12 protein-coding genes and 1 pseudogene are annotated in these 14,460 nt (G+C 67.1%); 7 read left to right on the forward strand and 6 right to left on the reverse strand.

Annotated elements, in window-relative coordinates; all coding sequences use genetic code 11:
- Positions 1-2: 2 nt before the first annotated feature.
- Entirely contained in the window at positions 3-665 is a 663-nt protein-coding gene (locus tag ACFQBT_RS07055; RefSeq protein ID WP_377821486.1) for a TetR/AcrR family transcriptional regulator, read from the reverse strand.
- 81 nt (positions 666-746) lie between these two features.
- On the opposite strand from ACFQBT_RS07055, the gene ACFQBT_RS07060 reads away from it, so the two are divergent.
- On the forward strand, positions 747-1,286 hold the full coding sequence (locus ACFQBT_RS07060; RefSeq protein ID WP_377821488.1) for an ester cyclase: 540 nt from the start codon (positions 747-749) through the stop codon (positions 1,284-1,286).
- Positions 1,287-1,405: 119 nt separating this feature from the next.
- On the opposite strand, the gene ACFQBT_RS07065 is transcribed toward ACFQBT_RS07060, so the two are convergent.
- Positions 1,406-2,356, reverse strand: a complete 951-nt coding sequence (locus ACFQBT_RS07065) for an LLM class F420-dependent oxidoreductase (RefSeq protein WP_377821490.1) — start codon at positions 2,354-2,356, stop codon at positions 1,406-1,408.
- 68 nt (positions 2,357-2,424) lie between these two features.
- Between ACFQBT_RS07065 and ACFQBT_RS07070 the strand changes: the two genes are divergently transcribed.
- A complete protein-coding gene (locus tag ACFQBT_RS07070) occupies positions 2,425-3,210 on the forward strand; it encodes a metallophosphoesterase family protein (RefSeq protein ID WP_377821492.1) in 786 nt (261 codons plus the stop codon).
- Positions 3,211-3,316: 106 nt separating this feature from the next.
- Positions 3,317-4,414, forward strand: a complete 1,098-nt coding sequence (gene mraY, locus ACFQBT_RS07075) for a phospho-N-acetylmuramoyl-pentapeptide-transferase (protein ID WP_377821494.1) — start codon at positions 3,317-3,319, stop codon at positions 4,412-4,414.
- 24 nt (positions 4,415-4,438) lie between these two features.
- Here the strand turns inward: mraY and ACFQBT_RS07080 are convergent, their stop codons facing one another.
- Both ACFQBT_RS07080 and ACFQBT_RS07085 read right to left on the reverse strand, forming a co-directional pair.
- Positions 4,439-4,705: a hypothetical protein gene (locus ACFQBT_RS07080; protein ID WP_377821496.1), complete on the reverse strand. Its 267-nt coding sequence runs from the start codon at positions 4,703-4,705 to the stop codon at positions 4,439-4,441.
- Between the two features lie 98 nt (positions 4,706-4,803).
- Positions 4,804-5,250 carry a sugar nucleotide-binding protein gene (locus tag ACFQBT_RS07085; protein ID WP_377821498.1) on the reverse strand — a complete coding sequence of 149 codons (447 nt, stop codon included), beginning with the start codon at positions 5,248-5,250 and terminating at the stop codon, positions 4,804-4,806.
- A 286-nt stretch (positions 5,251-5,536) separates the two neighbouring features.
- Here ACFQBT_RS07085 and acnA point away from each other — a divergent pair.
- Positions 5,537-8,328, forward strand: a pseudogene (gene acnA, locus ACFQBT_RS07090) (aconitate hydratase AcnA).
- Positions 8,329-8,385: 57 nt separating this feature from the next.
- Here the strand turns inward: acnA and ACFQBT_RS07095 are convergent.
- Entirely contained in the window at positions 8,386-9,288 is a 903-nt protein-coding gene (locus ACFQBT_RS07095; RefSeq protein ID WP_377821500.1) for an alpha/beta fold hydrolase, read from the reverse strand.
- 122 nt (positions 9,289-9,410) lie between these two features.
- On the opposite strand from ACFQBT_RS07095, the gene ACFQBT_RS07100 reads away from it, so the two are divergent.
- From ACFQBT_RS07100 to ACFQBT_RS07110, 3 genes are all read left to right on the forward strand, one after another.
- Positions 9,411-10,748, forward strand: coding sequence for a C39 family peptidase (locus ACFQBT_RS07100; protein WP_377821502.1), 1,338 nt, complete (start codon positions 9,411-9,413; stop codon positions 10,746-10,748).
- Between the two features lie 127 nt (positions 10,749-10,875).
- Positions 10,876-12,741, forward strand: coding sequence for a 1-deoxy-D-xylulose-5-phosphate synthase (dxs, locus tag ACFQBT_RS07105; RefSeq protein WP_377821504.1), 1,866 nt, complete (start codon positions 10,876-10,878; stop codon positions 12,739-12,741).
- Between the two features lie 2 nt (positions 12,742-12,743).
- Complete coding sequence (locus ACFQBT_RS07110; RefSeq protein WP_377821506.1) at positions 12,744-13,703, forward strand: aminoglycoside phosphotransferase family protein; 960 nt, start codon at positions 12,744-12,746, stop codon at positions 13,701-13,703.
- On the opposite strand, the gene ACFQBT_RS07115 is transcribed toward ACFQBT_RS07110, so the two are convergent.
- Complete coding sequence (locus tag ACFQBT_RS07115) at positions 13,696-14,454, reverse strand: glycerophosphodiester phosphodiesterase (RefSeq protein WP_377821508.1); 759 nt, start codon at positions 14,452-14,454, stop codon at positions 13,696-13,698. The genes ACFQBT_RS07110 and ACFQBT_RS07115 overlap by 8 nt on opposite strands.
- Positions 14,455-14,460: the final 6 nt, after the last annotated feature.

A 14,460-nucleotide genomic window follows, 5' to 3' on the forward strand; every position in this document is an offset into this window, starting at 1 on the left:
ACTCACCCGCCGTCCGGGCGCCACGTCGTAGGTCCGGTGATCGCCGAGCTGAGGACATCGCCCAGCCACTCTTGGTAGCGCTCCCAGCCCCAATCACGTTGGTTGGCAAGGCGATGGGCGAGTTCCGGTGCCGTCAACGCCCACAGGCTGTCTGCGGCGTCGCTGATGTCCAGACCCGGTTTCAGTCCGAAGCTCTCCTGCACATGGCGCGCCATGTTGGTGGCACCGAAGTAGCGCTCGCGCTCGATCGCCTCCGCGAAGGCCTGGATCGCCGGATCTCCGGTTGCTTCCGGGATCACGCGGGCCAGCAGCGGTGCCGTCCGTTCGAGGATGGTGCGCCCCAGGGCGGCGTACGCCAGCAGACACGATCGCGCATCCGCCGCGGCCAGGATGGCCTGCATCTGGGGCCGTTGTGCCATCGGGATCGGCTCGTCGTCGCCGGCGAGGGTGGTGTCGTAGACCGCCTTCAGCAGTTCGGCTTTGCCGCCGACCACGTTGTAGACGGTCTGCACGCTGACACCGGCTCGAGCCGCGATCGTCGCGACCGTGGTCGCGGCGTATCCGGTGGTCAGGAAGCACGCTGCGGCTGCGTTCAGCACGTGGCGACGGGACTGCGCGATCTGCTCATCCCGCCCCTCGCGCGAGTAGCGGCGCTTCGTATCCACCGGGCGAACCTCTTGACCCTCTACCATATTGAATGGAATCCTATTCTAGACAATATTGCGGCGAACCCCGACGGAGTCATCATGAGCCAGTCCACGAGCGAACTCAGCACGGGCGCGGCGAAGTCGGCATGCCGACGCAGTGTCGAGCTGATGGCCGCCGGCACGGTGGAGGAGTTCGCCGCCGTCATAGCGCCGGACGCGGTCAACCGGGAGGCCGGTGCCGAGCCACCGGCCGCACGCGGCCGCGGCCCGGCTGCCTTTTTCGCCTCTGCGCAGTGGCTGCGGGACGCCTTCGACGACCTGCACTGGGAGACCCACGAACTCGTTGGCGAGGATGACCTGGTCTGTATGTACGCGACGATGAGCGGCGTACACACCCGTCCGTTCGTGGTCTACGGACCCGATGGGCGGCCTGACCAGGTGTTCCCGCCGACCGGGCGGACGTTCGCCGTAACGCAGAGTCACTGGTTCCGCATGGCGGGGGACAAGATCATCGAGCACTGGGCCAATCGCGACGACCAGGGGCAGGCGCTGCAACTGGGGTGGGTGCCACCCACGCCGGCGTACCTCTGGCGAATGCGTGTTGCGCGTCGACGGGCGATCCAGGCCGCGCGCTCCTGAGCTCGACAGCCCAGGTCGTGGCGGTTTCGTCACGAATCGTGGTGGCCGGGGCCGAGGTCGCAGCTATGTGTGGTGATTTCGTCACGAATCGTGGTGCGCTGACCCTCTGAGGCAGCCGCTCAGGAGATCAATGGCGCCAGCGCTTCACCGAGCTGGCTCACGCGGCCCTCGATGTGGCCGTTGGCGATCAGGTTGACCGTGACCCCGTCGACGCCACGATCCAGCAGCGCTTGCACACCCGCGGCCACCTCGTCGCTGTCCCCGAGCAGCACTACGGCACGCCGTTGCCCGGCCTCGGGATGCTCGGCGACGAAGGCGTCGAACTCGGCAGCTGCCTGCTCGTGCGTGGGCGCGATGCACGCATTGGCCTGCACGCTCACGGTGATCTCGTCCCTGTTGCGGCCGAGGTCGGAGCAGTGACCCGCGAGCGCCTCGAGTTTGCGCGGGATCTCATCGGGCGCGCAGATCAGGTTCGACTCATCGGCATACTTCGCGACCAGCCGTAGCGTCTTCTTCTCGCCGCCGCCACCGATCATGACCGGGATCCGGCTCAACGGCGCCGGGTGGTTCATCGCCTCGTGCACCGTGTAGTGCTTGCCCTCCAGCGACGGGTTCTCACCCTTCAGCATCCCGGTCACGATCTGCAGAGACTCCTCCAGCTTTTCGAATCGCTCGGTGAAGGTGTCGAATTCGAAGCCGAGCGACGCGTGCTCGAACTCGTACCAGCCGGCACCGATGCCCAGTTGGCCGCGACCGCCGGACACGACGTCGAGCGCAGTGACCTCCTTCGCGAGCAGGCTGGGGTTGCGATAGGTGTTGCCGGTGACCAGCGCGGACAGCCGGACCTTCTGCGTGTGCTGCGCCAGTGCGGACAGCAAGGTGTAGCACTCCAGCATCGGCTGGTCGGGCGAGCCGATCATCGCCAGTTGATAGAAGTGGTCCATCACCAGCACCGTGTCGAAGCCCGACGCCTCGGCCTCATGGGCCTGCCGCACGACGGTCGGGAACAGCTGGTCGGGTGCTCCGCCGGGGTAGCTGAAGTTGGGAATCTGATAGCCCAGTCGTGTCATGGCTTCGACGCTACGCGCAGGATTCCTCGGCGCACAGCACCGTAGGGAGCCGGCCCTAAGGTCGGTGCATGACCGCACCAGTTATTGAGCGCATCGCCCTCATCTCGGACGTGCACGGCAATCTCACTGCCCTCGAAGCGGTGTTCGCCGACATCGACGCCCGGGGAATCACCCGGATCTTCAACCTGGGCGACTACGTCGGCAAGGGACCTCGCGGCCGGGAGGTCGTCGACCTGTGCCGACAGCGATGCGAGGTCAACATCCTGGGCAACTGGGACGACTTCCTTCCCGATCCCGATCGCACGGTCGACAGCGACGCGCTGAAGTGGTGGCTGCACCAACTCGGCCCTCGCCAGGGGCAGTGGCTTCGCTCGCTGCCGTTCTGCCATGACTTCGTGATGAGCGGCCGGCGGATCCGGCTCTTCCACGCCTCGGAGGAGACCGTGCACCGCCGGGTCCGCTTCGACCACGACGAGTCCGAGTTCCTTGGCCTGTTCAGGAACACCGCCGCCACCGGTGATGGCCCGGTGCCCGATGTGGTGGGGTACGCCGACACCCACGACCCGTACTACGAAACCGACCGGGAGCGCCGGACGGTCTTCAACACCGGCAGTGTCGGCAACTGTATGGGCGACCCGACGCCCGTTTACGTGGTGCTCGAAGGAATTATGGACAGCCTCGAGCAGGCCCCGTTCTCGATTTCGTTCGTCCGCGTCCCCTACGACTGGGCGGCCGAAGCCGAGGTCGCCGCCGCGATGAACATGCCCGACCTGGAGGCCTACGTCGTGGAGATCCGCGACGGCATCTACCGCGGTGACTTCAGGGCGGGTACGGCGCCCGAGTACCACCGCTGACCAGGGCTCGCCGGGGCGGCGTGTTCTCGACCCTGCCGTGCACGCGTGATGGCAAGGTGGACGTCGTGGCCCAGCACCCGACGTACGTCGATCGGTCGGGTCGGCCATGAAGCTCGTCGTCATCTCGGCGCTGACCTCCGTCATCGTCAGCCTGGTCGGGACACGATGGTTCATCACCCTGGCCACCCGCCATGGTTGGGCGCAGTACGTTCGCGAGGACGGTCCCGTCACCCACCAGACCAAACGCGGTACCCCGCAGATGGGCGGCATACCCATCCTCCTGTCGGCCGTGTTCGGGTACGCCTTCGCGCACGCGGTGACCCTGACGATGCCGACGTCTTCCGGGCTGCTGGTGGTGTTCTTGATGCTCGGGACCGGCTTCGTCGGATTCCTGGACGACTGGCGCAAGATCCGGCGTGAACGCTCGCTAGGTCTGACCGGGCGGGAGAAACTGGTCGGCCAGGCGCTGGTCACCCTCGTCTTCGTCGTGCTGGCAACGCGGTTCGCACGCGACGGGTTGACCCCGGCCAGCTTCCATATCTCCTACCTTCGGGATACCTGGGTCAATCTGGCGTTCGCCGGGACCGGTGTCGGGCTCGTGCTGCTCGTGCTGTGGGCCAACGTGATCATCGCCGGTGCCAGCAACGGGGTGAACCTCACCGACGGACTCGATGGACAGGCGGCCGGTGCGTGCGTCATGGTTTTCGGCGCCTACGTGCTCATTGCGATCTGGCAGTTCAACCAGAGCTGCCAGACGGCCCTGAGCGCCAGGTGCTACGCCGTCCGGGACCCGCTGGACCTGGCCGTACTGGCCGCCGCCATCATGGGCGGCTGCTTCGGCTTCTTGTGGTGGAACGCCTTCCCCGCCCGGCTCTTCATGGGGGATGTGGGGTCGCTGGGTCTGGGCGGGGCGCTCGCCGGGTTGGCCATCACCAGCCGCACCGAACTGCTGATGGTCATCGTCGGCGGCCTCTTCGTCATCGTGACGATGTCCTCCATCCTGCAGACCGGCTACTTCAAGCTGACGAAACGTCGCAACGGCGGCGTCGGCAAGCGATTGTTCAAAATGGCGCCGCTGCACCATCATTTCGAACTGGTCGGTTGGGAGCAGATCACCATCACGATCCGCTTCTGGATCGTGTGCGGGCTCTGCGTCGGGCTCGGGCTGGGCATCTTCTACGCGGAGTGGGTTGCCGGTAGGTGACCGGTCCGCGATGTCCTGATCCGGTCAGGCCAGGAACTCCCGGGCGCCGCGCAGCCGGGTGGTCAACATCGCCTGGGTGGCCGAGCTGTCCAGGCGTACGTCGCGTGGTCGCCACTTCTCCATGTCCTGCGTGCGCGACGGGAGAGCGTCCGCGTCCAAACCGTCACGAACTGCGATGAGCCGCCCCAACTCCAGCCGGGACACAGCATCTGCCCCGCCGAGGTGATGGATGCCGCAGCGGTCCGTCGTCGCCAATTCCACGAGCGCGGCCGCGAGGTCGGCCACATGCACCGGGCAGCGGTATTCGTCGGTGAACAGGAAACCCTCGCCGCCGGCTGCCAGTTCGTGAACGAACCGCTCGGGTTGCGACGATCCGCCGGAACTGATGATCAGCGACGACCTGGCGATGACGGCGGCCGGGTCGATCGACGCAACGGCGACTTCGGCGGCTGCCTTCGCCGCGCCGTACGGGGTAATGGGCGAGGGGTCGTCGCTCTCGACGTAGGGGAGGGGCGCCCGGCGAACAGGGCGTCCGAACTCACCTGCACCAGCCGTGCACCGGCAGCGTGAGAACGGCTGGCGAGCCGGGCCGCGCCCCATGCCGTGACCTGCCAGTCCGCCCCGGAGTACGCCGCGTTGATGATGATCTCGGGCCGTACGTCGGCCAGCACCTCGGCCACGTCCTGATCAGAGCGCAGGTCCAGGTGGCGCCAGGTGGCCCATGCTTCACCGGGCCATCTCGCGAAGGTGCCCACGACCTGGTGGCCCAGCTCGATGCAGCGAAGGAGCAACTCCTGTCCGAGCAGGCCGGTCCCGCCCACGATCAGCACGCGCACCCGCCGATCGTAGGCCGCCCGGGGCTGCCACATCGGTGGTCGTGGGGGAGCGTTGCGTCAGTTCAGCGGCAGTCTGCAATCCAACGGACGTTTCGCGGCGAATTCTTCCGCGAAATTGCAGATTGCCGCTGGTGTGCTGTTGCGCGTGATCGATCGTAGGTCGCAAAGCCTGCCACAGCGGCAGTCGCGGTGAGAGGATCGAAGACGGACGGAACCCGAGGTCAGGTTAGGTCTGCCTTCGCTGAAACGCCGCAGGCGGATGTGAGAACATTATCTTGACGTCAAGATAAATCGATCGGACGAAGGAGTCGTCGTGAGCAGCGACAGCTTTGGTGCCAAGGGCACTCTGGAGGTAGGGGACAACTCCTACGAGATCTACCGCATCAACACCGTCGAGGGCAGCGCCAACCTGCCCTTCAGCCTGAAGGTGCTGCTGGAGAACCTGCTGCGCACCGAGGACGGCGCCAACGTCACCAAGGAGCAGATCAGCGCGCTCGGCGGGTGGGACGAGAACGCCGACCCCGACACCGAGATCCAGTTCACCCCGGCCCGCGTGATCATGCAGGACTTCACCGGTGTGCCGTGTGTGGTTGACCTGGCGACGATGCGCGAGGCGGTCGTGGACCTCGGCGGTGACGCCACCAAGATCAACCCGCTGGCTCCCGCCGAGATGGTCATCGACCACTCCGTCATCATCGACGTGTTCGGTCGCCCGGACGCGTTCGAGAAGAACGTCGAGATCGAGTACGGCCGCAACCGCGAGCGCTACCAGTTCCTGCGCTGGGGCCAGACCGCGTTCGACGACTTCAAGGTCGTCCCCCGGGCACCGGCATCGTGCACCAGGTCAACATCGAGCACCTGGCCCGCACCGTCATGGTCCGTGACGGCAAGGCCTACCCCGACTCCTGCGTGGGCACCGACAGCCACACCACGATGGTCAACGGCCTCGGGGTGCTCGGTTGGGGCGTCGGCGGCATCGAGGCCGAGGCCGCGATGCTCGGCCAGCCGGTGTCGATGCTGATCCCGCGGGTCGTCGGCTTCAAGCTGACCGGGGAAATCCCCGCCGGCGCGACCGCGACCGACGTCGTGCTGACGATCACCGAGATGCTGCGCAAGCACGGCGTGGTGGGCAAGTTCGTGGAGTTCTACGGCGAAGGTGTCGCCTCGGTCCCGTTGGCCAACCGCGCCACCATCGGCAACATGAGCCCCGAATTCGGCTCGACCTGTGCGATCTTCCCGATCGACGACGTCACCCTGGACTATCTGCGACTGACCGGCCGCTCCGATGAGCAGGTCGCCCTGGTCGAGGCCTACACCAAGGAGCAGGGGCTGTGGCACGACCCGTCGGTCGAGCCGCGCTTCTCCGAGTACCTCGAACTGGACCTGTCGACGGTGGTCCCCTCGATCGCCGGCCCGAAGCGTCCGCAGGACCGCATCGTGGTGTCCGAGGCCAAGGAGTCCTTCCGCAAGGTGCTGCCGACGTACGTCGCGCACGAGGAGGGTGCCGCCACCGACGACGAGTCGTTCCCGGCCAGCGACCCCGGCGACCTGGCCGGTAACGGCGGGGAGAAGCCGAAGAGCAGTACTCCGAACGGCGGAATCTCCAAGAAGGTCTCGGTGACCGACGAGAGCGGCAACACCTTCGAGATCGACCACGGCATCGTCGCGATCGCCTCGATCACCTCGTGCACCAACACCTCCAACCCGTCGGTCATGATGGCCGCCGCCCTGCTGGCCAAGAACGCCGTCGACAAGGGGCTGGCGTCCAAGCCCTGGGTCAAGACCTCGATGGCACCGGGCTCGCAGGTGGTGACCGGCTACTACGACAAGGCAGGGCTGTGGCCGTACCTGGAGAAGCTCGGCTTCTACCTGGTGGGCTACGGGTGCACCACCTGCATCGGCAACTCCGGCCCGCTGCCCGAGGCGATCTCGAACGCCGTCAACGAGAACGACCTCGCGGTCGTCTCGGTGCTGTCCGGTAACCGCAACTTCGAGGGGCGGATCAACCCCGACGTGAAGATGAACTACCTGGCCAGCCCGCCGCTGGTGATCGCCTACGCGTTGGCCGGCACGATGGACTTCGACTTCGACACCGACGCGCTGGGCAAGGACAAGGACGGCAACGACGTCTTCCTGAAGGACATCTGGCCCGCGCCGGACGAGGTCGAGGCCACCATCGCCTCCTCCATGGACCGCGACATGTTCATCAAGGACTACGCCGACGTGTTCGCCGGTGACGAGCGCTGGCAGTCCCTGCCCACCCCGGAAGGCAACACCTTCGCGTGGGCGGAGGACTCGACGTACGTGCGCAAGCCCCCGTACTTCGAGGGGATGGCCCATGAGCCGAGCCCGGTCAGCGACATCACCGGTGCGCGGGTGCTGGCCAAGCTGGGTGACTCGGTGACCACCGACCACATCAGCCCGGCGGGGTCGATCAAGGCCGACAGCCCGGCGGGCAAGTACCTCAACGAGCACGGCGTCGAGCGCAAGGACTTCAACTCCTACGGCTCGCGGCGCGGTAACCACGAGGTCATGGTCCGCGGCACCTTCGCCAACATCCGGCTGCGCAACCAGCTGCTGGACGACGTCGAGGGCGGCTACACCCGCGACTTCACCCAGGAGGGCGCTCCGCAGTCGTTCATCTACGACGCCGCGGAGAACTACGCCAAGGCCGGCACCCCGCTGGTTGTGCTGGGCGGCAAGGAGTACGGCTCCGGATCCTCGCGTGACTGGGCCGCCAAGGGCACCCGCCTGCTGGGTGTGAAGGCGGTCATCACCGAGTCGTTCGAGCGCATCCACCGTTCCAACCTGATCGGGATGGGTGTGCTGCCGCTGCAGTTCCCGCAGGGTGAGAACGCCGACTCCCTCGGCCTGGACGGCACCGAGACCTTCGACATCACCGGCGTGACCGCGCTGAACGAAGGCAAGACGCCCAAGACCGTGCACGTCACCGCCACCAAGACCGACGGCTCCAAGGTCGAGTTCGACGCGGTGGTGCGCATCGACACCCCCGGTGAGGCGGACTACTACCGCAACGACGGCATCCTGCAGTACGTGCTGCGCTCGCTGGTGAAGTAAGCCGATCTCGTACGGCGCGAAGGGGAGTCCCGCTCGGGGCTCCCCTTCGTCGTTGGCTCAGTTCGTCGCGGTCCGGGCGGAGAGGACCTCGTCGGCGAGGCGGTCGGCGTACTCCTGCGGCTGCTCGACATAGGCGAAGTGTCCCGACCGCTCGAAGACGACGACATCGCCGCCTGTAGCGGCACGGTAGGTCTCGATCATCGCGGGAGGACACACGAGGTCGCGGGCGCCGACGAACAGGGCTGAGCGACAGTCGAGTTCGGCGAGACGAGGCGTCCGGTCCTGGTACATGTCGGAGATCAACGGCAGATGACTGGCCCCACGGGTCCAGTCCAGGTCGGTGGGAGCTTGCTGGGCAAGGACTAGGTACGTCGTCAGCCCGTTCTCGTCGTACGTGAACAACCGCAGGTAGTCGGGGCCGAGCTGTTGCATGGCAGCCAGCACCTGCGAATCGAACTGCAGCCGGTGCGGTGCTGCCGCTGCGGCGCGGCACACGGCGGCGGCCTGCGTCTTGCCGGCGTTTTCCAGCAGATCGGCGGCCACGGGCAACCTGTAACGGTCCGTCGCGTCACAGTCCCACGACGGCGCGTCGAAGACCGCTACCTCGAAGACTTCCGGGTGCTCGACGGCGTAGTCGAGCAGATACGCGCCGCCGGCTGAATGCCCCAGTGCCGACCACCGGTCGATGCCGAGGGTTCTGCGGATAGCTTCGAAATCCTCGATCAGGACGGCGGTCGAGAGTTCCGGCTGGTCGGGCAGCGGATCGGAGCGCAGCACGCCTCGCTGGTCAACCCCGATCACGCGCAGCCCACGGGCGGCGAGCAGGTCGCCGACGCTGGTCATGAAGTCCCAGCAGGAATTGCCCGGTCCGCCGTGCACGAACACCAGCGGGGGAGCATCCTTGGGCCCACGGTCGTCCACGAACAGGTTCGTTCCGTTGATCCGCATCAACTCGGTCACGCGGGCTCCTTCAGCGAGTAGCGACACATTCAGGGTTTTTTGAGCTCCGGAAGTCCCCAGCGTAAGAACTTTCGGTGTCCAATGGGGAACTGGAAACAATTTCCTGACCGGAGGTCCATCTCGTGTCCGTCTCATCGTCCCGTCAGTCCGATCGCAGCGCCGCGCCCGCTACTCTTCCCCGTCTCACCCGCCGTCAGCTGGTCGGGGGTGGCGTGCTTGCCGCCGGCGGTCTGCTTCTGGCCGGCCCGGCCGGCGCCGCGTCCGCGACAACCCGATCGGTAGCCGCGACTGACCAGAAGATCGCCAACCATCACTTCCGCGCGCCGTTCGACTTCCTGCGCGGCAGCCGGGACGGTGTGCTGCCGTCCGCCGCCGGGCTGCGCCTGCTACACCCCACCAAGAGGCGGCAGTACGCCGATCTGGCGGCGGGCAGTCCGACCGTCACCTATGACTACGGTTCCTGGACATCGCCCTGGCTCGGTCAGGGCTTCGGGCTCACCGAACTCATCAGCTCCTGGAATGCCGACACCCCGAACGGCACGTGGATCGAGTCGCAGGTGCGCGGTGTCGATGAGACCGGCACGATGTCGGACTGGTTCGTACTGGGGCGGTGGTGCAGCAACGATCTGGCCGATGGCGGTGCGATCAGCCGGACCTCCGTCGACGGGCAGGGCACCGACATCGCCACCGTCTGGACCGACACCCTGCACCTCTACGGCGACCACACGTTCGGCAAGGTGCAGCTGCGAATCCTGTTGATGCGCAAAGCCGGCACCCGACTCACCCCGTCGGTGCGCTTCTTCGGTGCTGTTGCCTCCAACCTGCCCAGCGACGTACCGGCCACCAGCACCTTCGGTCTGCGTCGGGGGATCGCCCTGCCGGTCCCGACCTACTCCCAGGAGTTGCACGAGGGTCAGTACCCGCAGTGGGACAACGGGGGAGAAGCATGGTGCTCGCCCACCTCGACCTCGATGATCGTGGCCTACTGGCATAAAGGTCCCTCCGCCAAGGACCTGGCCTGGGTAGAGCCGAAGGTCGACCCCCAGGTGCCGTTCGCGGCCCGCAACGTCTACGACGCGGCGTACGAAGGATGCGGCAACTGGCCGTTCAACACGGCGTACGCCGGCCGCTGGGGCCTGGAGGGGTACGTCACCCGGTTGCGCAACCTGCGCGAGGCCGAGCCGTTCATCAAGGCAGGCATCCCGCTGGCGACCTCCATTGCCTTCGAGCCGGGTCAGCTCGATGGTGCGGGTTACAGCACCGATGGCCACCTGATGGTCCTGGCCGGCTTCACCGACGCCGGCGACGTCGTGATGAACGACCCGGCCAGTCACCTGATCAAGTCCGACGACGCCGTGCGCACCACCTACCGCCGAGACCAGTTCGAGAGCCTCTGGTTGAACGCCAGCGGAGGAACGGTCTACGTCATCCACCCCACCTGGTTGCGCCCCCGGCGCTGAGCACGCTCCCGGCCGGGGCGCACTCCTGACGAGTTCGCCGCGCTCGTCGTACGTCGATCGGCAGGAGGGTCCCGGCCGGCTCACGTCGTAGACTCAGGAGACTCACGACGAAAGGTGTGCGCTGACCGTGGGACTTCTGGAGGGCATCGACGGCCCGGCCGACGTCAAGGCAATCCCGGCGGAGCGACTGGAGGATCTCGCTGCGGAGATCCGGGCGTTCCTCGTGGATTCGGTATCGCGCACCGGGGGTCATCTGGGACCCAACCTGGGGGTCGTCGAACTCACGATCGCGTTGCACCGGGTCTTCGACAGTCCGCGTGACGCCATCGTGCTGGACACCGGCCACCAGTCCTACGTGCACAAGCTGCTCACCGGGCGGCACGACTTCTCCAAGCTGAAGAAGCAGGGCGGGTTGTCCGGTTACCCCAGCCGAGCCGAATCCGAGCACGATGTGGTCGAGAGTTCGCACGCCTCGACCTCCCTTTCCTGGGCTGAAGGCATCGCCAAGGCGCGGCTGCTGTCCGGGCAGCGTGACCGCCACACGGTCGCTGTCATCGGCGACGGCGCCCTGACCGGTGGGATGGCCTGGGAAGCGTTGAACAACATCGCCGTCGACAAGGATCTGCCGTTGGTGATCGTGGTCAACGACAACGAGCGGTCCTACGCTCCGACGATCGGCGGCCTGGCCGATCACCTGGCGGCGCTGCGGACCACGCGCACCTACGAGCGGATGCTGGATTGGGGCAAGGACACCCTGCAGCACACACCGGTCGTCGGTCAGGCGATGTTCGAGACGTTGCACGGGGTGAAGAAGGGCCTGAAGGACATCGTCGCTCCGCAGGGAATGTTCGAGGACCTGGGACTGAAGTACGTCGGGCCGGTGGACGGGCACGACGTCACCGCCGTCGAGCAGGCGCTGTCCCGGGCCCGCGATTTCGGCGGCCCGGTCCTGGTGCACGTCATCACCCAGAAGGGCCGCGGCTATCAGCCGGCGCTGGAGGACCTGGCCGACCATATGCACGGCATCGGCAAGATCAATCCCGAGACCGGGCTGCCGTTCGAGGTGTCGGGCCGGATCTGGACCGACGAATTCGCCGATGAGATGGTCCGCATCGGTCAGGAGCGGCCCGATGTCGTGGCCATCACCGCGGCCATGTTGATCCCGGTGGGGCTGGACAAGTTCGCCGCGGCCTACCCCGAGCGGGTCCTGGACGTCGGGATCGCCGAACAGCATGCCGTCACGATGGCCGCCGGCCTGTCCTTCGGCGGCATGCACCCGGTCGTGGCCATCTACTCGACCTTCCTCAACCGCGCGTTCGATCAGTTGCTGATGGAGGCGGGGCTGCACAAACAGGGCATCACTCTGGTGCTGGACCGCGCGGGCATCACCGGCTCGGACGGTCCCTCGCACAACGGCATGTGGGACATGGCGATCGCCTCAATCGTGCCGGGCCTGCGGCTGGCGGCACCGCGCGACGGTCAGCAAGTGGTCCTGCAACTGCGGGAGGCGCTGGACGTCGCCGATGCACCCACCGTGGTGCGCTTCCCCAAGGGCGACGTCGCCGAACCGTTGACCGCGGTGGCGCAACGCGGCGGAATCGACATCCTGCGGGACACCCCTGACGTGCCCGACGTGCTGCTGGTCGGTGTGGGAGCGATGTGTGCGACCGCGCTGGGGATCGCAGAAAAGCTTGCCGCACAGGGGATTTCGTCGCGTGTCGTCGACCCGCGGTGGGTGCTGCCGATTTCGCCCGCGCTGGTCGAGGAGGCCCGCCCGGCCGGTCAGGTCGTGGTCATCGAGGACGGTCTGGTGACCAACGGGGTCGGTCAGGCGTTGGGTTTCGCGCTGCGCGAGGCGTCCGTGGCGACGCCGCTGCGCACGTTCGGGGTGCCGCAGGAGTTCCTGGAGCACGCGTCCCGCGGCCAGGTACTCGATTCCATCGGCCTCACCGCTGACGTCATCGCCACGAAGCTGATCGCCGACCTCACCTGATCATGCTCACCGGGAGCGCGTTGTGGCGCTCCGAACCCTGGCTCGCCCAGGCCCGTGACTTCGTCGACGCCACCCTTGCCGCCCGAGGTCTACGTCGCAACGCGCCCCTGGAGACGGTTCGGGTGCAGCCGTGGTCGGCCAATCTGCGGTTCTCCTACTCCGGCCGCTCCGACGGCATCGGATGGTACAAAGCCAATGTCGCTTCGAACCGGTTCGAAGCAGATCTGATCGCCGCCCTCGCCGTGGACCACGCTGATCGGGTCGCGCCGCACTGGGCTGCGAACGACGCGGGCGACTTCATCAGCCCGGACTACGGAAGCGTCCTGGGTGAGGTGGTGGCCGAGGAGAACCTCGGGGTGCGGTGGGCATCGGTGCTCACCAGGTACGCCGAGTTGCAGGTCTTCGTCGCGCAGTCTGATCTGGAGCTGCCGACCCCGCGCTATCTACCCTCCGACGTCGCCGACGAGTTCGACTCGCGTACGGATGATTTGCTCGCACGGGAGGTGGTGCGAGCGGCTGCGTCGCGTCTCGCGGCGGGACCGGTGCCGATGTCGATCCAGCACGACGACCTCCACCAATGGAACGTGTTCCTCGGCGCTGACACCGCGCAAGCAGTCGACTCAGCGAGGTTCTTCGACTGGGGTGACAGCCACGTCGGACATCCCTTCGCCTCCGCACAGGTCGGGTTGGATCAGTTCGACGAAGACCTGACCTGGCCGGTGGGTCCTTCGCACGACGAGCTGCTGGCGGCGTACCTCCTGCCGTGGCGTGGGTACGCCGATGACGCGACGTTGCGCTCCCTGGTGAACGACGCGTTGCTGATCGCCCCCGTGTCGCGGATCTTCAGCTGGGAACGCGCTCTGGCCGATCCGGGTCCGGAGAGCGCCGAGTGGGCGCACCGACCCGGGCAGTGGCTCGACATCGCCATCGACCGAGCGCACGCCGCGGCCCGGCTCAGCTGACCCACTCGCCGCGCTCGGTCAGCACCTGCTTCAGCAGGTCGGCGCGGTCGGTCAGGATGCCGTCGACACCCTCGTCCAGCAGGCGGTGCATGGTGGCCTCGTCGTTGACGGTCCACACGTGCACCTTGACGCCGGCAGCGTGGGCGCGGGTCAGAAGCGCCGGGGTCAGAATGCGTAGGCGCCCGTGCCACTCGGGGATCTGCAGGATGTCCACGCCGCCGAACGGTCTGTGCCGCAACGGTGTCCAGCGCAACAGCTTGGATCCGGCAATCACCGCCTGCCCGGCCGAGGTCACCACCCGTCGCGACAACCGGGAAAGCACCGCGCGGCGCCGTCGGTCGGAGAAGGCGGCGACGCAGACGCGGTCGTGCGCCCGGTGTCGCTCGATGGCCGCCGCCAGGGGCTCGATCGCCGTACCCGCCTTGCAGTCGATGTTCACCCGCAGGTCCGGCCAGGTCTCGAACAACTCAGCAAGGGTCGGGATGGGCTCGGTGCCGCCGATCCGGGCTTGCCGTACGGCGCTCCACGGCAAGGCGTTGATCGCACCTGACCCGTCGCTCACCCGGTCCAGGGTGTCGTCATGGAAGGCCACCAACACGCCGTCGGCGGTCGCGTGTACGTCGGTCTCGACGTACCGGTAGCCGAGGTCGACGGCGTTGGCGAAGGCGGCCCGGGAGTTCTCCCAGCGCTCGGGGGAGAAGCCTCGGTGCGCCATCGGGATCGGGGCGGGCCAGTCCAGGAAGCCGGTCACGCAGGG

This window comes from Branchiibius cervicis (assembly GCF_042661605.1).
GTDB classification, from domain to species: Bacteria; Actinomycetota; Actinomycetes; order Actinomycetales; family Dermatophilaceae; genus Branchiibius; species Branchiibius cervicis.